The sequence below is a fragment of the Marinobacter subterrani genome, from assembly GCF_001045555.1.
GTDB classification, from domain to species: domain Bacteria; phylum Pseudomonadota; class Gammaproteobacteria; order Pseudomonadales; family Oleiphilaceae; genus Marinobacter; species Marinobacter subterrani.
In genome coordinates, this window is record NZ_LFBU01000001.1 from 2,003,184 (window position 1) to 2,025,594 (window position 22,411).

A 22,411-nucleotide genomic window follows, 5' to 3' on the forward strand; every position below is an offset into this window, starting at 1 on the left:
CCGAGGGACAGGCGTTTCGCAGGTTAACAAAAAATGAATTCACCGAAGCCCGGAGGCATCAGCCCAGCTTCTCCACGACCCACTGGCCGCTCTGCTTTACCAGCTTCCGGTCACAACCTCTGGCGGCAGGATCCACATCACGGTCTTCCGGCAGGGCCCGGATAACGGTTTCTGTCATTCTCAGACCGGAAATCACGCCCTCCAGAGCGGGATCATCGTCCACCGGCGCCCAGACCGCGCCGGCTTTGCGCTGCGGTCGCTGCCCCAGGGACACCAGTGCGCGGATGTCGAGGCTGAACCCGGTGGCGGGCCGCGCGCGGCCAAAATCACGGCCTATGGCATCGTAACGGCCACCCTTGGCGACCGAGTCGCCATGGCCCGGCACATAAGCCGCAAACACCAGCCCGGTGTGGTAGTTGTAACCGCGCAACTCACAGAAATCGAATCCGAAACTGATTTCCGGGTAATCCCGGCCGAGCATCTCTGACACGCGGCTCAACTGATCCAGAGCCGCATCCAGGCTCTCAGAAGCACCCTGCAGGATCCGCCGGGACTCAGTGAGCGCTTCCGGGCCACCGCTGACCCGTGCGAGCTGCCGCAAGCGGGCCCCGGCAGATCCCGCAGGGCAGCCGCCAAGCAGCTCATCGAGCTCGGGCACCGATTTTCGGGCCATGGCATCAAAAATCGCTGCCTGCGTGTCACGGTCGAAACGCGCCTCACCGATCAGGCTCTCGTAAATCGCCACGTGGGCCAGATCCAGGTGAATACGGGGCAGGCCGGCAGCACGAAGGGTTTCCAGCATCAGGCTGATGACTTCCATATCCGCCACCTCGGATGCACTGCCAAAGAGCTCACAGCCGGCCTGGATTGGCGTTCGACCGGTCAGCATATGCCGGGGACGGGTATGCAGGACATGGCCGGCATAACAGAGACGGGTAATGCCCTCCTGGCCAAGCGTATGGGCGTCTATCCGCGCCGCCTGGGGGGTCATGTCCGCTCGAACGCCCATCATGCGACCGGTCAGCTGGTCGGTCAGCTTGAAGGTCTGAAGTTCCAGATCGTGGCCGGTTCCGGTGAACAGGGACTCCAGGTATTCGATAAGCGGCGGGATGACCAGCTGGTAGCCCCAGCGCTGGCAGGTATCCATTACATCCCGGCGCAGGGACTCGATCTGTCCGGCCAGCGGAGGCAGAATATCCTCTACTCCGTCCGGCAGTAACCAGCGATCAGATACTGTCATGAGATTCCGTTGTCCGTTATATCCGCACCGGCGCTGTTGGCTGGGGGGATCACACAGGATTTAAGGCGATAGTCGGGCAGAAAACCCGACACAAAACGGCCAGAATTTTACACGGTTGGCAGGCACAAAAAAACCGGAATACCGATGTATTCCGGTTTATTTCGACGCTCAGGTGCAAATCACTTGGCGCCCTGGGGGTCCATCATATACTTCATGAAATCGCCTTCCGCATCGATAACCATGATGTCGTCCTTATTGGAGAAGGCATTCTGGTAGGCGGAAAGGCTTCGGTAGAAGCTGAAGAATTCACTATCCTGAGTGTAGGCATCGGCATAGATCTGCGCCGCCTCACCATCACCTTCACCACGAAGCTGCTCGGATTTGGAAAACGCTTCCGCCAGAATCACCGTGCGCTGGCGATCGGCATCAGCCCGAATCCCTTCAGCGGCCTCGCGACCACGGGAGCGGTATTCCTGAGCCAGCTTTTCCCGCTCGGTCGACATCCGGCGATACACATTACCGCGGACCTGCTCCGGCAACTCGATGGCCTTGATCCGGATATCCAGCACCCGGATACCGAACTCATTGAGCGCTGTTTCGTTCACCTGGTCCTTGAGTTGTGCCATCAGCTCATCCCGTTGACCAGACACCACCTCGTGCATGGTACGCACACCGAATTCGTTTCGAAGACCGGTGTCCACCCGCGACGCGAGCAGACTCTGGGCCCGAAACTCGTCACCACCGGTAGCCCGGTAGAACGTGTCCACATCGGTGATTTGCCAGGCGATGTAGGAATCCACATCCAGCGGCTTTTTCTCAACGGTCAGGTATTGTCGTGCCGGTACGTCCAGGGTCAGAACCCGCACGTCGAACTCCCGCACCTCGTCAATAACCGGCACCTTGAAATGAAGCCCTGCCCCAATGTTGGTTTCAATCAACTCCCCAAAGCGCAGCAATACGCCCCGGTGGGTTTCGGGAATGATGTAAACGCTGGAGGACACCAACAACAGAATAATGAGGGTACCAGCAAGACCGATAACGCTTTTGGGTCCCATGATTATCTCTCCGTTCTTGTGTTGGTCGACTGGCGATTGCGCAGCTCGCGAAGGACCTCGTCGGTCAGGGACTGGATATCAACCTGGCCGGTCAGGCTGCCAGCGTCTCCGGCAGTTTCATTCCGGCCCGCGGCCGCATTGGCGCTACCCTGGCGGGTCAGGCGGTCCAGTGGCAGATACATCATGTTATCGCCGGACTTGGTGTCAACCAGGACTTTGCTGGAACTTGCCAGCACATTCTCCATGGCCTGCAGATACATCCGCTCGCGAGTCACCTCAGGTGCCTTCTCGTATACCTCCAGCAGGTCCATATACCGGGCAGTCTCACCTTGGGCACGCTCAACCACCTGCGCTTTATAGGCCGCAGCTTCCTCGATCAGGCGCTGAGCCTGGCCGCGGGCTTCCGGCACCACCTTGTTGCGGTAGGTTTCCGCCTCTTCCTTGAGCCGCTGCTCGTCTTCACGGGCACGCTGAACCTCCCGGAAAGCGTCCTGAACCGGCTCCGGCGGCTGGGTACTTTCCACGTTCACCCGAACAACCTCGAGCCCGGTGCCGTATTGCTTCAGGAAGTTCTGGAGCCTCTGCTCGACGTTCACCGCCAGCTCAACCCGACCTTCGGTCAGGACGGCGTCCAGAGTGGCACTGCCAACTTCGTGGCGAAGTGCGCTGTCAGTGGCAAAGGCCAGGGCCTGGTTGGAATCACGGACATTGAGTACGTAGTTGCGGGCGTCACTGACCCGATACTGCACCTGCAGATCCACGGCAACCAGGTTCTCGTCCTGAGTCAGCATCTGACCCGAGGACTCGGCAGTACGGACGTTGGTTACCAGCACCTTGGTGACGTCATCAATCAGCGGCACCTTGAAGCGAAGGCCAGGGCCTTCGGTCCGGTCATACTCGCCGAAGCGCAATACAACAGCCCGCTCCTGCTCGTCCACGGTATAGAAGGACTGGAAAACCACATAGCCAACAAAAACGATGGCGACCAGGGCCAGAACGGCCCCAAAGCCACCACTGCTTCCGCCGGTGCTGCCACCATTGCCACCGGACTTGCCGCCTTTGCCGCCCAACATCCTGTTGAGCTTTTCCAGCCCCTTTTTCAATGCCTCATCGAGATCTGGCGGCCCCTGATCATTGCCGCGCCGACCACCACCGGTACCCCAGGGGTCATTGTCGTTACGGTTTCCACCCGGTTCGTTCCAGGCCATAGTACTCTCCGTTACTGACTTATAGATAGAATGGCTGCAAATACTAGGGATTTATCGCTGCCCCGGCAATAGCCGTTCGGGTTTCAGGCATGCCCGACGTCGAGCCTGACCGATTCCTCTTTCACACCAGCCCGGCTCAACAGTTGCAGCCAGTCCCGGTTCTGAAGGCGAATTTCCAGCACAGTATCCCCGGTATCGCGGTGTTCCTCGCTCAACACAGAACCGGCTTCGTGCAGCAGTGCGCGCAGCTTGCCGTCAGCGGGCCCCAGCAAAACAAAGTGGTGCACAACGTCTTCCGCAAGGCGCTCGACAATGGCATCGAAAAGGCCGTCCAGCCCCTCCCCGGTCACCGCGGACACCCAGGCCCGCACCGGAACGCCATCTTCATTGCGCTCTACTCGCGGCGCAAAGTTCTCAAGCAGGTCGATTTTGTTGTACACCTGCAACATCGGAATCTCGTCGGCGCCGATCTCGGCCAGCACATCTTCCACCTGCTCGATATTCTCGTCACGCCGGCTGTCGTGACTGTCAATAATGTGCAGCAGGATCGTCGCCTGCGTGGTTTCTTCCAGGGTCGCCCGGAAGGCTTCCACCAGTTTGTGGGGAAGATGCCGGATGAAGCCCACTGTGTCGGCCATTACGACCGGCCCGATGTCCGGAAGTTCAAGACGCCGCAAGGTCGGGTCCAGCGTCGCAAACAGCTGGTCCGCAGCATATACGGAGGAAGTGGTAATCCGGTTGAACAGGGTTGATTTGCCCGCGTTGGTGTAACCGACCAGCGACACGGTGGGAATATCCGCGCGCTGACGGGCCCGGCGGCCCTGGCTACGCTGCCGGCGCACCTTCTCAAGACGCTTGTGGATGGACTTGATCCGCTCCCGAAGCAGGCGACGGTCCGTTTCGAGCTGGGTTTCGCCCGGGCCCCGGAGGCCGATACCACCCTTCTGCCGCTCCAGGTGGGTCCAGCCCCTGACCAGTCGGGTCGACATATGCTCGAGCTGAGCCAGCTCGACCTGCAACTTACCTTCGTGAGTGCGGGCGCGCTGGGCGAAGATGTCAAGAATCACCCCGGTGCGATCAAGCACCCGGCACTTCAGCTCCTGCTCGACATTCCGCTCCTGGCGCGGGCTCAGGGCGTGATTGAACAACACAACATCAGCTTCGCTGGCAGCCACGGCGTCACGGATTTCTTCCAGTTTGCCCTCACCGACAAAGAATCTCGGGCTGGGTTGCTTACGGGACCCCGTAACAATGCCCACCGGGTCAACGCCGGCGGAAGTAACCAGCTCGCGAAACTCGCCGGGGTCTTCGGTCCCGTCGTGGGCCGTAAAATCGATGTGGACAAGGATCGCTCGCTCACCGACGTCAGGACGTTCAAACAATTGGCATCAACTCCGGAACAGTAAAACTGTTAGTGTCATAAAAACAAACACCCGCGGCCATCAGACCCCTGCACGGGATCCTCTGGAACGCGGGTGGCAATACCGGGAAAGCGAATGACTCAGTCTTCAGACTCGCCCTCTCCTCCCGGAGCCTGCTGTGGAATGCGAACATTGCGGGCAGGAACCACAGTGGAAATAGCGTGCTTGTAAACCATCTGGCTGACAGTGTTTTTCAGCAAAATCACGAACTGGTCAAAAGACTCTATCTGGCCCTGAAGCTTGATACCATTGACCAGAAAGATGGAAACCGGAATGCGTTCCTTGCGCAATGCATTAAGGTAAGGGTCTTGTAACGAATGCCCTTTTGACATGTGTGTTCTCCTGTTTTTAGTAAGTGCAGATCGTCATTTGTCAGAGTTAAATGTGGTGCGAAGTCTGATTATTTTCAAGGCTGCCTCAGCGATAAGTTTGTCATCGCTGTCCAGCCAGTCCACATCGGACCACTTACGCAACCAGGTCAACTGCCGCTTCGCCAACTGGCGAGTGGCCGCAATTCCCTTGCTTACAAATGTGTCGTAGTCATCTTCCCCGGACAAGTAACTCCAGGCCTGACGATAACCGACACACCGCATGGAAGGGAGATCAGGGTGCAAGTCTTCCCTGAGCATCAATGCCCGCACCTCGTCGAGAAAGCCGGACTCCAGCATTTTGAGGAAGCGCAGGCGGATTCTTTGGTGAAGCACTCGCCGCTCCGGCGGCATCATGGCAAGCTGAACAACAGTATACGGAAGCGAAGGTGTTTCGTCTGCCTGCCAGCGGGTGAAATAGGTGTAATCCTCAATATCGCTTCCCTTGGCAGACTCGGGCGCGCCCTCGCGCGCCTCAACAACCTCGGCCTGCCAGAACGCGGAAATCGGTCTGCCTGTCAGCCGGTGGACTTCCAGCGCCCGCAACAGTCGCTGGCGATTGTTCGGATGGATACGCTCGGCAGCGACCGGATCACTGTTCTGCAGCTCAAGGTGCAGTGCGTCCCAGCCCCGCTCCGCGGCTTCCTGTTCCAGCGCCCTGCGCACATCGGGGTTCGCAGCAGGCAAACCCGACATACCGTGCAGAAGCGCCTTGAAGTACATCATGGTGCCACCGACCAGCAAAGGTATCCGGCCCGCCGCCGTAATTTCTGCCATCGCGGCGAGGGCGTCGTGGCGAAAATCCGCTGCCGAGTAGGTTTCCGCCGTATCACAAATATCAATCAGCCGGTGCGGGGCACGGGCCAGCTCTTCAGGGGACGGTTTGGCGGTACCTATATCCATACCCCGGTAGATCATCGCCGAATCGACACTGATGATCTCACAGGGCAGGCGCTCGCACAGGGACACGGCCAGGTCGGTTTTTCCGGAGGCCGTCGGCCCCATCAGAAAAATGGCAGGAGGCAGAGACACTCTAGCGCCCCCGCAGAAACAGCTTGTCCAGCTCGGACAGGGTGACCAGCGTCCAGGTCGGCCGGCCATGGTTGCACTGGCCGCTCCGCTCGGTGGCTTCCATATCTCTGAGCAGCGAATTCATTTCCGGGATGGTGAGCTGACGGTTCGCTCTGACCGAGCCATGGCAGGCCATAGTCCCTAACAGTTCGTGCGTGACTGCCTCCACCCGGTCGCTCTGGCCGTGTTCGATCAGGTCCGCCAGCACATCACGCACCAGCTGTTCGGTATCAGCGCCCCGCAGCAGCGCCGGCACCTGCCGCACGGCGAGGGTTTCAGGGCCAATCCGCTCTATCTGCAAGCCAAGTTTCTGCAATTCCTCGCCATGACTCTCGGTAAGCGCGGCCTCTTTCTGACTGACCGCGAGCGACAGCGGTACCAGCAGGGGCTGGCTTTTCAGGTCCTGCTCCGCAAGTGCCCGTTTCATCCGCTCGTAGGTAATGCGCTCGTGCGCCGCGTGCATGTCCACCACAATCATCCCGGCCCGGCTCTGGGCCAGAATATAGATGCCGTGGAGCTGGGCGATGGCATAGCCCAGCGGTGGCTCTTCATCGCTGTCGGCCGGTGGTGTCGGCATCGCCGTGGCAAACCCGGCCCCGGAGGCCGCCGATTCGGAGGCGCCGGTTCCGCCACCCGAATTGAGGGATTGGTAGAACGCCATCTGGTCACTGGCGCGCCACTCCTGCTGGGGCTGGGACGGGCCACCGAACCCGGACGGTGTGCCGGTGCCTCCGTAGTTCGGCACCGCTGCCTGGCCATTCCACGATGCACCGGAGGGCGCACCTGGTGCCAGGGTGCCTTCCGCCTGAGCCGACGCTTCGCGGCCAAAGGACTGGGCAACCGCGCCCCGGAAATGATCATCCGGCCGCACGTCGGCCAGGGCCTTGTGCAGGGTTCTGAAGATAAAATCATGGACCAGCCGGCCGTCCCGGAACCGGACCTCGTGCTTGGTGGGGTGCACGTTCACGTCCACGGTGGCCGGGTCTACTTCCAGATACAGCACAAACGCCGGATGGCGGTTGTTGTAGAGAACGTCCCGGTAGGCCTGGCGCACGGCGTGCGCCACCAGCCGGTCACGGATGACCCGGCCGTTGACAAAGAAATACTGCAGGTCCGCCTGGCTGCGGGAGAATGTCGGCAATGCCACCCAACCCCAGAGACGAAGCCCGGTTGCCTCGGCATCAATAACCACCGCATTGTCGATGAACTGCTGACCGCACAAGGCGCCGATGCGCCGTTCGCGGTCAAGCACGGAACCCGCGGGCCTCAGGCTCTGAACCACCCGCTGGTTGTGGCGCAGGGTAAAGCCGGCGTCAAACCGGCTCAGGGCCTGCCGGCGCACACACTCTTCAACATGGTTGAATTCGGTTTTCTCGGTACGCAGGAATTTTCGGCGCGCCGGAGTATTGAAGAACAGATCCCGCACTTCCACGGTGGTTCCGACCGGATGAGCGGCGGGAGAAATCCTGGCATCCATCTCCCGGCCCTCAACCTCTACCCGGGAGGCGGCCTCCTGCTCTGCCGTCCTGGACGTCAATGCCAGACGTGAGACAGAACTGATACTGGCCAGTGCCTCGCCACGGAAACCCAGCGAGGCAACCGCTTCCAGGTCATCGAGGCTGGCAATCTTGCTGGTGGCATGCCGGCTAAGGGCCAGGGGCAGGTCACTTTCCTCGATGCCCCCGCCGTCGTCCCGAACCCGGATCAGCTTGACGCCACCCTGCTCCACCTCGACATCAACCCGGGTGGCTCCAGCGTCGAGGGCATTCTCAACCAGTTCCTTGACGACGGATGCGGGTCGCTCCACCACCTCACCCGCGGCAATCTGGTTCGCCAGCCGGGGTGACAGTAATCGAATGGGGGGCATGTTACGGGAAAACCTCTTGATCAGGACGCGGGAATACGAATGGTTTGCCCTACCATAACACGGTCATCCCGCAGGTCGTTAAACTGCATCAGCTCACTGACGGTAGTCTGGTTTTCTCTGGCCAGCCCCGAGAGCGTGTCACCCCGCTGGATGCGGTACTTACTGGCGCTGACTTCTCCCTGGCTGTTTTTCTTCTGCCAGGCCAGGAGTGTGCCCGGCGGCGGCGTTCTCTGAAAGTAGCCGTCGATGCCCTTCATTATTGCGCCGGCCAGCCTCTCACGGTACCAGTGGGTCGACAGGTTTTTCTCTTCCTGAGGATTGGATATGAACCCGGCCTCCACAAGAATGGAGGGAATGTCCGGCGATTTCAGTACCACAAACGCGGCCTGTTCCACGCCCGGTTTATGCAGGTCCGCAACGCGCCCCAGTTTATCAAGAACCGCGCTGCCGACCCCCAGGCTGGCATTGATGCTGGCTGTCATGGAGAGGTCCAGCAACACACCGGCAAGCGTCTCGTCGCGGCCATCCAGGGACAGCCCGCCAGCGCCGCCAATCAGGTCGGAACGGTTCTCGCTGTTGGCCAGCCAGCGGGCGGTTTCACTGGTTGCCCCGCGCTGGGACAAGGCAAACACCGACGCGCCGTTCGGCTCGGGCGTGCGGAAAGCATCTGCGTGTACCGAGACGAACAGGTCAGCATTGTACTCTCGGGCCAGCAGCGTCCGTTTGCGGAGGCCAATATAATAGTCTCCACTTCGGGTCAGTTTGGCGGTGTATCCCGGCTGATCATTGATCAATCCGGCCAGGGTTTTCGCCATTTTCAGCACCACATCCTTCTCTCGCGTTCCTCTGGGCCCGATGGCTCCCGGGTCTTCACCGCCGTGGCCGGCGTCAATGACCACAACGATATCCCGCTTGCCGGCTGAATCCTGGGTAACGGTCGGTTTGGCGGGCCTGGCCTGTTGGCGGCCGGCCTCATCAAACAGGTCAATTACCAGCCGATGACCATACTGCTGATTGGGTGCAAGCTGGAAGCTCCGGGGTTTGATATCGGTTTTCAGATCCAGAACCACTCGCAGGTCGTCCCCGTTGCGAGGCGCGCTGCGGATACGCTTGATCGGACTGCCGGACAGATCCAGCGCTGAGAAATCTGCTTGCAGGCGGGTGTTCTTCAAGTCGATCACCAGACGCGACGGCCCGGACAGGGAGAAGATGTTGTGCTCCACCTCCCCGGCCGTATCGAAGACCAGCCTGGTGTGATCTGGCGCTGGCCATATCCGGGCGCTCTCGACCTGCGTTCCAGCGAAAGCGGGCAATGCCAGAACCGCCAGCAACAGCGCCAGCGGCCGGGCCAGTCTTGTATTGAATTCAGCCATTCTCATACAGCATACCTGCGTGTTTCCATCAGGTTCCCGGGCCGGTGATAGCCCGGCCCAATGTATCCAGCCCGGTGATTACCAGGCCCCCGCGCTCGGAACGGGCTCTGATCACCACGGAGCGCCCCTCACCCTGTCGCTCCAGATGAATTTCCAGATCCGGATCAGGCAGTATCCCCTTACCCCGCTCGGGCCACTCGATCAGGCACAGACTGTCTCCGGCGAAGTAATCCCGGATCCCCATGTATTCCAGCTCTTCTGCATCACCGAGCCGGTAAAGATCAAAATGATAAGCCGGCAACTCCAGATCCTCATAGGGCTCAACCAGCGTGTATGTGGGACTCTTTACCGCACCAATGTGGCCCAGCCCACGCATCACTCCCCGGCTGACGGTGGTTTTGCCCATGCCGAGTTCGCCTTCCAGGTAGATCACCATGCCCTGGGCAATTTCAGCAACACGCCGAGCCAGTGCCCGGCCAAACTGTTCGGTTTCGGCCTCGTTTTCCAGGTACAGGCGGCACTCACTTCCACTTGCGCTCATGGCTTCTCCCGTGCCCCACCGCTTTCGGACTCGCGAAAAACAGCGGGCAGCGCATCAATCACATCGTTCGGTATCAGCCCGATGAACCCCATGGCTTCCGAGGCCCTGTCGGCGGCGGCCAGATGAACCGAAGCACCGAGGACCGCCGCTTTGTCCGGCTCCCCGAGCTGGGCATAAACGGCGCCAATAATACCGGAAAGCACATCTCCCATCCCGCCGGTGGCCATTCCCGGATTGCTGCCGCTGACGATATCGACCACCGGGCCTTCCGAGGCAATCACGGTTCCCGCCCCCTTCAGCAATATGGTGCCACCATAAAGGGCCTGCAATCTGCGGACAGCGGCTACCCGATCCGCCTCCACCTCCGGCACCGGGCAGTTAAGCAGCCGAGCCGCTTCGCCCGGATGAGGCGTCAGGATCTGATTCTCTGCAGGCACCGCAACCCGATGAGACAACAGATTCAGCGCGTCGGCGTCCAGAACCCGGGGTTTGCCAGTGGCGAGGACCTGGTCCAGCATCTGCTGCCCCCAGGCGCTCTGGCCGATCCCCGGGCCACAGACAATGACTGATGCCGCATCCAGCAATGGCGGCAACTCCGAGCCATGAATCAGGCCATGCACCATGACCGAGGGGCATCTCGACAGCGCGGCTGTGACATGTTCGGGGCGGGTTGCCAGCGAAACCAGCCCGGCGCCGGAACGCGCCGCGGCCTCTGCCGCCAGCAAGCCAGCGCCTCCGAAACCCCGGTCTCCTGCCACTACCAGAACATGCCCGAACCGCCCCTTATGGGCGTTGGCCGGCCTTTCCGGCAACCAGGATTTCACCGACGCCCAGTCACGACGCCAGGCAATCGGTTGCTGCCCACTGCCGGCCACGCCGTCTGTCGCATCCAGGGATTCAAAAACCACCTCGCCGGACGCGGCCGCCCCCTGGCCAGTAAACAGCCCCGCCTTGAGGCCAATAAAGGTTACGGTCATTGCCGCCCTGACCACATCGCCCTCGGCGGCGCCCGTGGTCGCGTTCAGCCCGGAGGGCAAGTCTACCGCCAGCACCGGTGCCGAGGACCGGTTGCACCGGCCGATCAGTGCCGCAAAGGGTTCACGGGGCGCGCCCGATACGCCCGTGCCCAGCATGGCATCCACGATCAGGCCGGCATTACCGAAAAGCTCGTCAAGCTCGGGCTCCGGCAGACCCGCCAGCTCAGTCACCTCGACGCCATCTGCAAGCGCGCTCTGCCACGCCTTGCGGGCATCACCGCTGAGTTTTTCCGTGGGTGCAACGGCAAGACACTGGACGACCAGTCCATGCCGGCGGGCATTGGCGGCCACCAGATAGCCGTCGCCCCCGTTATTGCCGGCACCACAGAGAACCAGAACCGGCGCATAATCCCGCCAGTGTCGTACCAGCCTGCGAAATGCCGCCTGGGCCGCAGACTGCATCAGCTCGAAGCCATCAACACCCTGCTGATCAATCACATAGCGATCAATCTGCCTGACCGCATCGGCGGAAAACAGCGGGTCTGGTAAACTGTGCCCAGCGTACGGCGGCATGAACCTTTGCTCCCGTTACAGAAACCGGTTTAAGAAAATTGGCCAGATACCTGTAAAGCATAGCAAAACAGAAGAAAAGGTCATAACTTAATCAAATTAAATATCCGTACCCCTGATGACGGACGACTTTCACCACCGGCAGTGCCTATGAACGCAACATCAACCTGCGACAAAGCAACCACGGAACTGGCTGACCTGCCTGCGCTCATCCGCCAGTGGGCCAGCGACTACGGCTTCGCCGATGTGGGAATTACAATGCCAGACACCGGCGAACACGCCCGGCATTTGCAGGACTGGCTGGCGGCAGGTTACCAGGGCGAGATGGAGTACATGGACCACCATGGCGACAAACGCTACACCCCCGCGTCCCTGGTGCCGGGCACAGCGCGGGTCATTTCCGTGAGAATGGACTACCTGCCCTCACCGGACAGCCCGAAAGAAGCGCTCACTGACCGGGAGGGTGCCTATGTTACCCGGTATGCCCTGGGGCGGGATTACCACAAGCTGATCCGCAAACGTCTCGCCCAACTGGCCGCCAAAATCGATGAAGCAGTCAGTGGCTACAGCCACCGGGCTTTTGTAGACAGCGCACCGGTACTTGAGCGCGCCCTGGCACAGCGGGCCGGCCTTGGCTGGATCGGCAAGAACAATATGCTGATCCACCCGAAAGCAGGCTCTTTCTTTTTTCTCGGGGAAATATTCACCAGCGCCCCCTTGCCGGTTGACGAGCCCTTTGCAACCGACCATTGCGGCAGTTGCTCGGCCTGCCTGGAGATGTGCCCGACCGACGCCTTTGTCGGCCCCCACAAGCTCGACGCCAGGCGCTGCATCAGCTACCTGACCATTGAACTCAAGGGCAGCATCCCGGAAGAATTACGGCCGCTGATGGGCAACCGGGTGTTCGGCTGTGATGACTGCCAACTGGTGTGTCCCTGGCAGAAGTTCAGCAAGCCGGCGGAGGAAAAGGACTTCCAGCCCAGGCACGGGCTGGATAACAGCTCTTTGGCCGAGCTGTTTCTCTGGACCGAGGAGCAATTTCTCAAGCGCACCGAGGGCTCTGCCATTCGCCGGACCGGCTACGAAGGCTGGCTTCGCAACCTGGCTGTTGGCCTCGGGAACGCGCCCTCGACCATTCCGGTGATTGAAGCCCTGAAAAAGCGCACGGACCACCCTTCAGAGATGGTCCGCGAGCATGTTCAGTGGGCCCTGACGCGGCACGGCCTATAGTTTGAAGAACTCTTCCCGGTAGTGGCGCAGCTCGCTGATGGAGTCCCGGATGTCGTCCAGTGCCAGATGACTGCCTTTCTTTTTAACGCCGGCCAGGACATCCGGGCGCCAGCGGCGGGCGAGCTCTTTTACCGTGGATACATCCAGATTACGGTAGTGGAAGAAGGCTTCCAGTTCGGGCATGTACTTGACCAGGAACCGGCGGTCCTGACCGATGCTGTTGCCACATAGCGGCGACTGCCCCTTCTCCACATGCTTTTTCAGGAATTCGATGGTTTGCTGCTCGGCTTCGGACTCGGAGATATTGCTTTCCTGAACGCGCTTGGTGAGGCCACTTTGGCCATGGGTTCTGGTGCACCATTCATCCATGGAATCCAAAAGGGATTGTGGCTGATGGACGGCGATAACCGGTCCCTCGGCAACTATATTGAGCTCAGAATCGGTGATGATCGTTGCCATTTCGATGATCCGTTCTTTTTCCGGATCCAGGCCTGTCATTTCCAGATCGATCCAAACGAGGCGATTGCCTTCTGTCATTTGTTGTCCCAGCCTTCTAGATTTGGGGTGTGCGGGAGCGGGAACGTGGTTCCGGGAAACGCTACGAGCACATCCCTGTGCGCTTGGCTTCGGCCATCCCTGGCCTCAGACATTCCCGGAACCACGTTCCCGCCCCCGCTTGCGAAATCAGAGTTACTTCAAAAACCTTTTCCGGTGAAAACACAAGGGTTTCACCGGCCTGAATTCTCTGTGTATTGTGGACGATTAACGTATGATGTAACACCTCATGCACACCAAATCTGGCATCAGCTATAGTCATGGCAAAACGGCGACTGAACAAACAGCAGCAATTCCGCATCAAGAAAGTCCAGGAAGAGCGGGCGACCCGGGCGGCGCGCAAGGAAAAGAAGGTTCAGGAGCAGGCGGATGCCGGAGAGCTTGGGCCGGAGCAGGAAGGCCTGGTCATTGCGCACTACGGGCAGCAGCTGGATGTGGAGGCGCTGGAAGGTGAACTGGCCGGGCAGGTTGTGCGGTGTTTTGTCCGCGCCAATATCGACAGTCTGGTCACCGGCGACACGGTCGTCTGGCGCCCGGGGAAAAACGAAACCGGTGTGATTGTCGCCCGGAGTGAGCGTCGCAACCTGCTGCAGCGGCCGGATAATTTCGGCGCTCTGAAGCCCGTGGCGGCCAATATCGACCATATTATCCTGGTGATTGCGCCCGAGCCGGAACCCCACGACAACCTGATTGACCGATATCTGGTGGCCTCGGAAATCACCGACATTCCAGCGGTGATCCTGCTGAACAAGACGGATCTGATTACCGACCCGAACCGGGAGAGCATTGATGCGCTTCTTGGACGCTACCAGGCTTTGGGTTACGAGGTGGTGCGAACGTCGGCGGCGGAATCCGGCGACAAGCCCTCGCCGGAGGTTGAGGCACTGGTGAAGGACCAGACCAGTGTGTTCGTGGGGCAATCGGGAGTGGGCAAGTCATCGATTATCCAGACCCTGATGCCCGATGAGGCCATTCGCGTCGGGGCGGTATCAGAAAGCACCGGCAAGGGCATTCACACCACAACCACCGCAAAACTGTTTCACCTGCCCCTGGGCGGCGAGCTGATTGACTCACCGGGCATCCGGGAGTTCGGGCTCTGGCACATGACACCGCAGGAGATTGAATACGGGTTCCGGGAAATCCGGGAGGTGATCGGCACCTGCAAGTTCCGCAACTGCCGCCACATGGGGGATCCGGGCTGCGCGATCGACAAAGCCGCTGACGCGGGAAAGATCAGCCCGCAGCGGTTAAAAAGCTTCCACCGGATACTTCAGGATATGTCCGAGCAGCAGTCACGCGGGCTGAAACTGGACTGACCCAGCACCGGAACAGGCTTACCAGTTCAGCTCACCCGGGGCCGGCTGTGGCTTTTCCTGCCGCCACTCACCGTTTTCCAGACGCTTGCGGGCAGCCTTCTGCTCTTCTTCCGTCGGTTTGGTCAGGTCGATCAGAGGCTCATCGGACCGGCCGGCACTGCTCTGGATGCTGTCTGCCGTTTTCTTGTTCAGGACAATAATCGAGATTCGACGGTTGACCGGCGCTGTCGGGTCTTCCTTGTTGAACAGCACCGAGTCACTCAGGCCCACCACACGGGCGATCTGCCCCGGGCGCACACCGCCGGCCACCAGGGCCCTCCGGGCGGTATTGGCACGGTCGGCGGAAAGCTCCCAGTTGGTATAACCCGGACGACCACTGAACGGCGTTGCGTCGGTATGCCCGGTGATACTGAGCTTGTTATCCACCGAACCCAGCGTTTTGGCCAGTTCGAACAGAATATCCTGAGAGTAGTATTTAAGCTCGGCACGGCCACTATCGAACATGGGCCGGCCTGACCGGTCGACGATCTGGATGCGCAGGCCTTCGTCGGTAATATCAATCAGCAACTGGTCCTTGAACTCCTGCAGGGTTTCGTTCTGCTCGATACGCTCCTTCAGTTCCTGGAACAACTCCTCCATGCGGCGCTTTTCCAGGGTTTCCGAGAGTTCGTCCACGACCTGGTCTTCAATCTGGATCTGGCTGGACTCAATATCGGGGCTCGCCTCCTGGACAACAGACGCGCTGCCCTCAAGATCCACCGGATTCGGTGACCCGCCTTCGGTAAACCCTACCGGATCCCGAAAATAACCTTCCACCGCCCGCTTCTGTTCGGGAGAGGCGGTGGCCGTCAGCCAGAGCACCAGGAAGAAGGCCATCATGGCAGTGGCAAAATCAGCAAACGCAACTTTCCAGGAGCCGCCGTGATGCCCCCCGACAACCTTCTTCTTGCGCTTGATGATAATCGGCTGTTCTTCCAAGACTCGACTCCGGGGTCAGTGACTGGCGGGATTACTTGGAGCGAACGTGATCGTTCAGCTCCTGGAAACCGGGCCGCTTATCAGTCGGCAGCGCCTTGCGCCCGAATTCGATGGCCATCTGCGGCGCCTGGCCGGATACCGTCGCAACAATCGATGACTTGACGCATTCGTAGGCTTTCAGTTCGTACTTCGCGGCATGCTCCATGGCGATAGACGTGGGCCCGACAAAACCATAGCCCATGAAGATACCTAGAAAGGTGCCCACCAGCGCTGCCGCAACGCTCAGGCCAATTTTTTCCGGCCCCTCACTCATGAAATTCATGGTGATGACAATACCCAGTACCGCGGCCACAATCCCCAGGCCGGGCAGCGCATCGGCAATCTTGTTGACCGCGTGCGCAGGCTCTTCGATTTCATGCTGGCGGCTGTCAATCTCGTTTTCCATCATGCCTTCCAGCTCGTGGGTTGCCATGTTACCGGAGCTGATAATCCGCAGATAATCGGTAATGAATGCCAGCAACTCCTTGGATTTCATGATCGCGGGGTAGCGGGTGAAAATCTGGCTGGACTCGGGATTGTCGATGTCTTCCTCGATGGCCATCACCCCCTGTTTACGGGATTTGTCAAAAATCTCGTAAAGCAGGCTGAGAAGGTCCATGTAGTAAGACTTGTTGTAGGGCGAGCCGGTCAGTAGCTGAAGCCCCCGACTGAAGGTTTCCTTCAGGGTGTGCAGGGGGTTGGCAATGATAAATGACCCCAAAGCCGCGCCGAAAATGATCAGCACTTCCGTTGGCTGCCATAGCACCATCAGATTGCCGCCATGGAGAATATAGCCAGTAAAGACACTGGCAATAACTATAATCGCACCGATGATCAGTAACATGGTCGCTGGACACGCCTTATATTCTTGGTTATCGGCCTGAGCCGGAAGCCTTCACGCACAGAAAGATCAGATAATAGCAAGCCCTAACCGGAACCGCGAAGCCATGAAACAATTTCTATACACGAGGCAGTCTTTGGTAAACTTCGCGGCTTTGAGCGCATAGGATCACTTTTAATGTTCGACAAGCTGTTTGTTCTGAGCCAGTACGTCACCCCACAACTGGCCGTTTCCCGCCTTGCCGGCCGCCTGGCCGACAATGACCGCTCCCCTGCGCTCAAGAACCGGGTTATCAAATGGTTTATCGGCCGCTATGGCGTAGACATGAGCGAAGCTGCTGAATCAGACCCAGAGGCCTACCCGAGCTTCAATGCGTTTTTTACCCGGGCCCTGAAACCCGGCCTGCGCCCTCTCGCCGAAGGCGAGAAAACACTGGTAAGCCCGGTCGATGGCGCCATCAGCCAGCTCGGCCAGGTAACAGGCGACCGGGTGTTCCAGGCCAAGGGCCAGTCGTTCAGCCTGAGCGAACTGCTCGGCGGTGACGAACTCACCACTGAATCCTTTTCCGGCGGCAAATTCGCAACCATTTATCTTTCGCCCAAGGATTACCACCGGATCCACATGCCTGTGGCCGGCACCCTGCGGCAGATGATTCACATTCCGGGCAAGCTGTTCTCGGTTAATCCGGTGACGGCCGAAAACGTCCCCAATCTGTTTGCCCGCAATGAGCGTGTTGCCTGCATTTTCGACACCGACGCAGGCCCCATGGCCATGGTACTCGTGGGCGCCATGATTGTCGGCAGCGTGGAAACCCGTTGGGCAGGCGTTGTTGCGCCGGGCAGCAAAGAGGTTACCTCGACCCGCTATCAGGGCGAGCAGGCGCTTGAATTTGCCAAAGGTGAAGAAATGGGGCGGTTCCGGCTCGGTTCCACGGTGGTTCTGGTGATGCCCAAGGGAACCGTAACCTGGAACAGCGACCAGGTGGCCGGCAAGACCGTTCGTCTGGGCGAGGCCTTTGGTACGCTTGGCTGATACCGACCAGGCACCGGGCCCGCCCGGTGACGGTCAGGCCTGCTCAAACGGGAAAGCCAGCACCTCGCGGATATCCTCAAGCCCGAGCTTGATCATCAACAGTCTGTCCAGCCCGAGCGCCACGCCGGAACACTCCGGCAACCCTGCCTCGATCGCAGCAAGAAACGCCTCATCCATCGCCATTTCCGGCTTTCCGGAATGCCGGCGCTGCCGGTTATCCTGCGCAAAACGGCGGCGCTGCTCCTGCGGATCCGTCAGTTCCCAGTAACCGTTGCAGAGCTCAAGACCATCAATATAAAGCTCGAAACGGTGGGCAACCTCGTGGCCTTCCCGGGTAGACACACGGGCCAGCGACGCCTGGGACGCCGGATAGCCGGTAACGAATTCCGGCCGCTGCTTCCCGAGATTCGGTTCAACCGCAAGACTCATCAGCAAATCCAGGCAGCCATCACGCCCCAGACCCGCCAGTTGTTCCGGCTCCAGCCACTGTTCACACCGGCGCTGCAACTCATGATCCGTGGCCTCCAGCGGATCAATGCCCGCCCAACGCTTCACAGCGTCGCGATACTGCACAACCCCGGGCTGCTCGCAACCAAGCCAGTCACACACCAGGTCTGAAACCTCGGCCATCAGGGCCACGTCATCAAATCCGGTCCGATACCACTCCAGCATGGAGAATTCGGGATTGTGCCGACGCCCGAGCTCCCCATTGCGGAAAACTCTGGACACCTGATAAACCGACCCGAAGCCCGCCGCCAGCAGACGCTTCATGTGGTACTCGGGAGAGGTCTGCAGCCAGCCACCGGTGCGGGAGCCGGCAGCCACGAGCGCCTGAATGCCATCAAGATTGGGGTCGGTGACGCCATACCGGCCAAGAGTTGGCGTTTCGACTTCCAGCACTCCCCTCTGCGCAAAAAAGCCGCGCACAAACGCCAGTTGTTGTGCACGGCTTTTCAGGACAGCCTGCGAGGCAGAGGGCTGCCAGACAGGTGGCGTGGTCATACCGGCTTAGCTGCTCTTGACCCGGCTGACATACTCTCCGGAGCGGGTATCCACCTTGAGCACTTCTCCGATGGTGATAAACAGCGGTACGTTGACCACGGCACCGGTTGACAGCGTTGCCGGCTTGGAGCCGCCCTGCGCGGTGTCGCCTTTCATGCCCGGGTCGGTGTCCACCACTTCGAGCTCGACAAAGTTGGGGGGTGTAACAGACAGGGGGGCGCCGTTGTACAGGGTAACCGTATAGATATCCTGCTCCTTCAGCCACTTCAGGGCATCACCCACGGCCTTGGCATCGGCCGGATACTGCTCGAAGGAGCCATCGGTCAGCATGAAGTGCCAGAATTCACCGTCGGTGTAGAGGTATTCCATGTCCTGGTCGATAACATCCGCAGCCTCCAGGCTCTCGCCGGACTTGAAGGTACGCTCCCAGACCCGGTTGGTCATGAGGTTGCGCAGCTTTACCCGGTTGAAGGCCTGCCCTTTTCCGGGTTTTACAAACTCGTTATCAAGAATGATGCAGGGGTCGCCATCCAGCAAAACCTTAAGACCGCCGCGAAATTCGTTGGTAGAATATGAAGCCATGAAATGTCCACCTGACAAAATGCTGTTTAAAATTCGAAGGGCGCTATGATACAGCGAACCCCTGCCCGTATAGAAGCCCACGTTTCCGACCACGAGCATCGTAGCTGGCAACAACTGTTGTCAGACTCGGTGACCTCGCCGGAAGAACTGCTGCGCCGGCTCGACCTGCCCGAAGACCCCTGGCTTTCAGGCGCAAGGCAGGGCCACCGGCTGTTCCCCATCCGGGTGCCGGAGCCTTTCCTGGCCAGGATGGCACTGGGCAATCCCGCCGACCCCCTGCTAAGGCAGGTATTGCCGCTGGCGGACGAAGCCGTCCAGGCACCGGGTTATGTCAGCGACCCGCTGCAGGAGGCGGGCGCCATACCCACCACCGGACTGATCCGCAAGTACCGGAGCCGGGCCCTGCTCATGGTGACCGGCCAGTGTGCCATAAACTGCCGCTACTGCTTCCGAAGGCACTTCCCGTATGAGGAGCAGCGCCTGAGCCCCGCAGACCGCAAAGCCGTTATCGACACCCTGGCCGCCAGCCCGGAGGTCAACGAGGTGATTTTCAGCGGTGGCGATCCGCTGGCTGTGAACGACCGATTGCTGTCACAGTGGGCCTCCGCGATCAGCGGCATACCCCACATCCGCCGGCTGCGCCTGCATACCCGCCTGCCCGTTGTAATTCCCCAGAGGGTCTGCGATGAGCTGCTGAAGTGGCTGTCCACGACACCCCTGCAGGTGGTGATTGTTCTGCACATTAATCATCCGGCGGAAATCGACACTCCGACCCGCCGGGCACTGGGTTATCTCCGGGCAGCAGGCGCAACCCTGCTGAACCAGAGCGTTATCCTGCGCGGCGTGAATGATGACGCATCAGTACTCGAAAGCCTGAGCGAGGCCCTGTTTGATGTCGGCGTACTGCCCTATTACCTGCATGCCTTCGATCCCGTGGCCGGCGCACACCATTACGATGTACCCGATCAGGAGGCGAGAGGCCTGGTGCGGGAACTGCTGGCAAGGCTGCCCGGGTTTCTGGTTCCGAAGCTGGTAAGGGAGGAGCCGGGAAAGGATGGCAAGACCCCGATCAACCTGTTTCCGTGAAGCAGATCACGGAAATGGCCTTAAAATCACTTGTCAAAGATTGTCAACTCGTGATCTTCTCGCTTTTTGGAACTGGCTTGCTACTTTAAAGTCCAGTAACGTCTAACGATAAAAAACTGTATTTACGGCGTTTTCCTGACCGACCAGCGGCAAAAGCACTGCCACCGGGCAGGGCCAGACCCGGAATACCCACTGTGATCCCGATATTGGCATGAATTCATGGAAGGTATGACCCTGAAACCAGAGCTCCGCGTTCCCGAACAGAAAACGGCCAGCCTGTCGTTCTGTGACACAACGCCCAAAGCCCTCCGGGCCTGGATTGACCAGTTACCGATGGCCAATATCGGCGAAGTTTCCCGCCAGCTCTACCATGCCGTTATTGAACTGAACCACCTGTTCGTCGCACCCCAGCAGCGCATGCAGTTTCTGGAGCTGATCCGGGAAAAGATCCACTTTGTCTGCAATGAGCTTGCCCGACATTACCTGGGCCGAGCCGTGGCGCTTCCGGAAAAACAGCGCAAGATCGCCAACCTGTCCCAGGCATTGCAACTGCATCTGGCAGGCGGATACAAACTGTGCGTTCTCGAGTTTATCGACAATGGTGGCCCGGACAAGAACCAGCGGCAGATCGCCAATGCAATCCACCGAGCCATCTCCGAGCTGGCAGCAACCATTCTCAGATCACACCAGCTGTATTGCCCCAGCCCAGCCCAGAGCTGGCTGGAATGCCATCGCCTGTTCCGTTTCGCCTACCGCAACAAGCTGTCGACGGTGCAGGTAGAGGACGACAGCCTGCAACATCGCCGTACCAGCTCCGTGGCCGACAGCTACAAGCGCATTCTTCTGCTTGGTTGTGCACGGCCCAACCAGTTGCGCCAGTCCGAGCTCTTGCAGGTCTACGAGCTGCTGGAATCCTGGACCGATCACACCGTATGTGGCCCGGATATCGGGGACGACAGCCTGTTCGTGGTCAATATGGAGCGCGACAACCCGCCATGCTACCGCAGCCTGCTTGATCAAAAGCCCGGCGACGAGAGCTTTGGCTTTGATACCCGCGACCTGGCCGCCAGGCTGTCAGAGGCTCTCCACGCCCGCCGTGAAAACGCTGAAAGCAACCACCACCTGTCGGTCCCTGCGAAGGTCAGCGATACGCTGCTGACCCATCTCAACCAGGCCCTGGGCATACTCGCGAAGCGGAACTTCAATCGCATTGCCAGCCAGGGCTCGCTGGAAGTCTGCGTTGGCCTGACCGCCGCACACTACTTCATTGCCGGCGAGAAAACCTTCACCGAATTCGTCAATGGCAACGACAACGGTCATCAGGACGAAGAAAACCTGTTCGTTCGTGCCGCGCGCCAGAAACAGGATGCCTGGTCAGGCGCACACGATGCCGGCCCCAGCGATGACCGACTGCACGCAGCCGATGCACCGATCAATTTCCGGGGCAGCTATGGCAACTCACAAGCGCCTTCGGCCGACAACAACCGCCCCCAAGCCCATCAGTCCTTGCTGATCAATACCAGCCCTGGCGGCTACTGCGTGGCCTGGGAGAGCAACGTCCCTACCTCCCTTCAGGCCGGCGAGGTGCTGGGCGTGCGGGAACAACGCACCCACCCCTGGAGCGTTGCGGTGGTGCGCTGGATCCGCCAGATCAAGCACCAGGGTACCCAGGTGGGCATCGAGTTGCTGGCCCCCAGTGCCGCGCCCTGTGGCGTCCGCCTGATCCAGAAAATAGGCAATAGCAGTGAATATCTCCGCGGTTTGCTGCTACCGGAAATCAGCGTGGTGAACCAGTCGGCCACGCTGATCACCCCCAGGCTGCCGTTCCAGTCGGGCAGCCGGATTTCGCTGCTGCATGACGGCCGGGAAGATCAGGGACAACTGTCTCGCAAGGTTTCATCCACTGGCAGCGTCAGCCAGTTCGAACTGAAACTCCAGAACACCGCGGCACTGAACACCGCAACACCGGCACCCTCTTCCGGCGCCAGCGAGGACGAATTCGACTCCCTTTGGCCGTCGCTGTAAATGTTGTCAGGCTGAGACACCTGCCCCTTCGGGA

General features: G+C 59.8%; 20 protein-coding genes. 5 read left to right on the forward strand and 15 right to left on the reverse strand.

The window, feature by feature from the left end; translation table 11 throughout:
* Nucleotides 1-58 precede the first annotated feature (58 nt).
* The 10 genes from msub_RS09445 to msub_RS09490 all read right to left on the reverse strand — a co-directional run bounded on the left by msub_RS09445 (nucleotide 59) and on the right by msub_RS09490 (nucleotide 11,694).
* Nucleotides 59-1,240, reverse strand: coding sequence for an ATP phosphoribosyltransferase regulatory subunit (locus msub_RS09445; protein WP_048495778.1), 1,182 nt, complete (start codon nucleotides 1,238-1,240; stop codon nucleotides 59-61).
* Nucleotides 1,241-1,419: 179 nt separating this feature from the next.
* Nucleotides 1,420-2,295, reverse strand: coding sequence for a protease modulator HflC (gene hflC / locus msub_RS09450; protein WP_048495779.1), 876 nt, complete (start codon nucleotides 2,293-2,295; stop codon nucleotides 1,420-1,422).
* Between the two features lie 2 nt (nucleotides 2,296-2,297).
* On the reverse strand, nucleotides 2,298-3,503 hold the full coding sequence (gene hflK, locus msub_RS09455; RefSeq protein WP_048495780.1) for an FtsH protease activity modulator HflK: 1,206 nt from the start codon (nucleotides 3,501-3,503) through the stop codon (nucleotides 2,298-2,300).
* Nucleotides 3,504-3,586: 83 nt separating this feature from the next.
* Nucleotides 3,587-4,885 carry a ribosome rescue GTPase HflX gene (gene hflX, locus msub_RS09460; protein ID WP_048495781.1) on the reverse strand — a complete coding sequence of 433 codons (1,299 nt, stop codon included), beginning with the start codon at nucleotides 4,883-4,885 and terminating at the stop codon, nucleotides 3,587-3,589.
* Nucleotides 4,886-5,004: 119 nt separating this feature from the next.
* Nucleotides 5,005-5,256: an RNA chaperone Hfq gene (gene hfq / locus msub_RS09465; protein WP_008170056.1), complete on the reverse strand. Its 252-nt coding sequence runs from the start codon at nucleotides 5,254-5,256 to the stop codon at nucleotides 5,005-5,007.
* 33 nt (nucleotides 5,257-5,289) lie between these two features.
* A complete protein-coding gene (gene miaA, locus msub_RS09470) occupies nucleotides 5,290-6,297 on the reverse strand; it encodes a tRNA (adenosine(37)-N6)-dimethylallyltransferase MiaA (RefSeq protein WP_227506792.1) in 1,008 nt (335 codons plus the stop codon).
* 28 nt (nucleotides 6,298-6,325) lie between these two features.
* Nucleotides 6,326-8,230, reverse strand: coding sequence for a DNA mismatch repair endonuclease MutL (gene mutL, locus msub_RS09475; RefSeq protein ID WP_048495783.1), 1,905 nt, complete (start codon nucleotides 8,228-8,230; stop codon nucleotides 6,326-6,328).
* A 20-nt stretch (nucleotides 8,231-8,250) separates the two neighbouring features.
* On the reverse strand, nucleotides 8,251-9,609 hold the full coding sequence (locus msub_RS09480) for an N-acetylmuramoyl-L-alanine amidase (protein WP_048495784.1): 1,359 nt from the start codon (nucleotides 9,607-9,609) through the stop codon (nucleotides 8,251-8,253).
* Nucleotides 9,610-9,631: 22 nt separating this feature from the next.
* Nucleotides 9,632-10,144: a tRNA (adenosine(37)-N6)-threonylcarbamoyltransferase complex ATPase subunit type 1 TsaE gene (tsaE, locus tag msub_RS09485; RefSeq protein ID WP_048495785.1), complete on the reverse strand. Its 513-nt coding sequence runs from the start codon at nucleotides 10,142-10,144 to the stop codon at nucleotides 9,632-9,634.
* On the reverse strand, nucleotides 10,141-11,694 hold the full coding sequence (locus msub_RS09490; protein ID WP_048495786.1) for an NAD(P)H-hydrate dehydratase: 1,554 nt from the start codon (nucleotides 11,692-11,694) through the stop codon (nucleotides 10,141-10,143). The genes tsaE and msub_RS09490 overlap by 4 nt, the downstream gene beginning before the upstream one ends.
* Nucleotides 11,695-11,841: 147 nt before the next feature.
* Between msub_RS09490 and queG the strand changes: the two genes are divergently transcribed.
* Nucleotides 11,842-12,921, forward strand: coding sequence for a tRNA epoxyqueuosine(34) reductase QueG (queG, locus tag msub_RS09495; RefSeq protein WP_048495787.1), 1,080 nt, complete (start codon nucleotides 11,842-11,844; stop codon nucleotides 12,919-12,921).
* On the opposite strand, the gene orn is transcribed toward queG, so the two are convergent.
* On the reverse strand, nucleotides 12,916-13,458 hold the full coding sequence (gene orn / locus msub_RS09500; RefSeq protein ID WP_048495788.1) for an oligoribonuclease: 543 nt from the start codon (nucleotides 13,456-13,458) through the stop codon (nucleotides 12,916-12,918). The genes queG and orn overlap by 6 nt on opposite strands.
* Before the next feature lie 278 nt (nucleotides 13,459-13,736).
* On the opposite strand from orn, the gene rsgA reads away from it, so the two are divergent.
* Nucleotides 13,737-14,792, forward strand: coding sequence for a small ribosomal subunit biogenesis GTPase RsgA (gene rsgA, locus msub_RS09505; RefSeq protein WP_048495789.1), 1,056 nt, complete (start codon nucleotides 13,737-13,739; stop codon nucleotides 14,790-14,792).
* 18 nt (nucleotides 14,793-14,810) lie between these two features.
* On the opposite strand, the gene motB is transcribed toward rsgA, so the two are convergent.
* Together motB and motA are read right to left on the reverse strand one after the other, a co-directional pair.
* Nucleotides 14,811-15,770: a flagellar motor protein MotB gene (motB, locus tag msub_RS09510; protein WP_048495790.1), complete on the reverse strand. Its 960-nt coding sequence runs from the start codon at nucleotides 15,768-15,770 to the stop codon at nucleotides 14,811-14,813.
* Between the two features lie 31 nt (nucleotides 15,771-15,801).
* Nucleotides 15,802-16,653: a flagellar motor stator protein MotA gene (motA, locus tag msub_RS09515; RefSeq protein ID WP_048495791.1), complete on the reverse strand. Its 852-nt coding sequence runs from the start codon at nucleotides 16,651-16,653 to the stop codon at nucleotides 15,802-15,804.
* Between the two features lie 174 nt (nucleotides 16,654-16,827).
* On the opposite strand from motA, the gene asd reads away from it, so the two are divergent.
* Nucleotides 16,828-17,682: an archaetidylserine decarboxylase gene (asd, locus tag msub_RS09520; protein WP_048495792.1), complete on the forward strand. Its 855-nt coding sequence runs from the start codon at nucleotides 16,828-16,830 to the stop codon at nucleotides 17,680-17,682.
* Between the two features lie 33 nt (nucleotides 17,683-17,715).
* Here asd and epmA read toward each other — a convergent pair whose 3' ends face one another.
* Nucleotides 17,716-18,684 carry an EF-P lysine aminoacylase EpmA gene (epmA, locus tag msub_RS09525; RefSeq protein WP_048495793.1) on the reverse strand — a complete coding sequence of 323 codons (969 nt, stop codon included), beginning with the start codon at nucleotides 18,682-18,684 and terminating at the stop codon, nucleotides 17,716-17,718.
* Between the two features lie 6 nt (nucleotides 18,685-18,690).
* A complete protein-coding gene (efp, locus tag msub_RS09530; protein WP_048495794.1) occupies nucleotides 18,691-19,266 on the reverse strand; it encodes an elongation factor P in 576 nt (191 codons plus the stop codon).
* 45 nt (nucleotides 19,267-19,311) lie between these two features.
* Here efp and epmB point away from each other — a divergent pair, with 45 nt between their 5' ends.
* Together epmB and msub_RS09540 are read left to right on the forward strand one after the other, a co-directional pair.
* Nucleotides 19,312-20,352, forward strand: a complete 1,041-nt coding sequence (epmB, locus tag msub_RS09535) for an EF-P beta-lysylation protein EpmB (protein WP_048495795.1) — start codon at nucleotides 19,312-19,314, stop codon at nucleotides 20,350-20,352.
* 219 nt (nucleotides 20,353-20,571) lie between these two features.
* A complete protein-coding gene (locus tag msub_RS09540; protein WP_048495796.1) occupies nucleotides 20,572-22,377 on the forward strand; it encodes a hypothetical protein in 1,806 nt (601 codons plus the stop codon).
* Nucleotides 22,378-22,411: the final 34 nt, after the last annotated feature.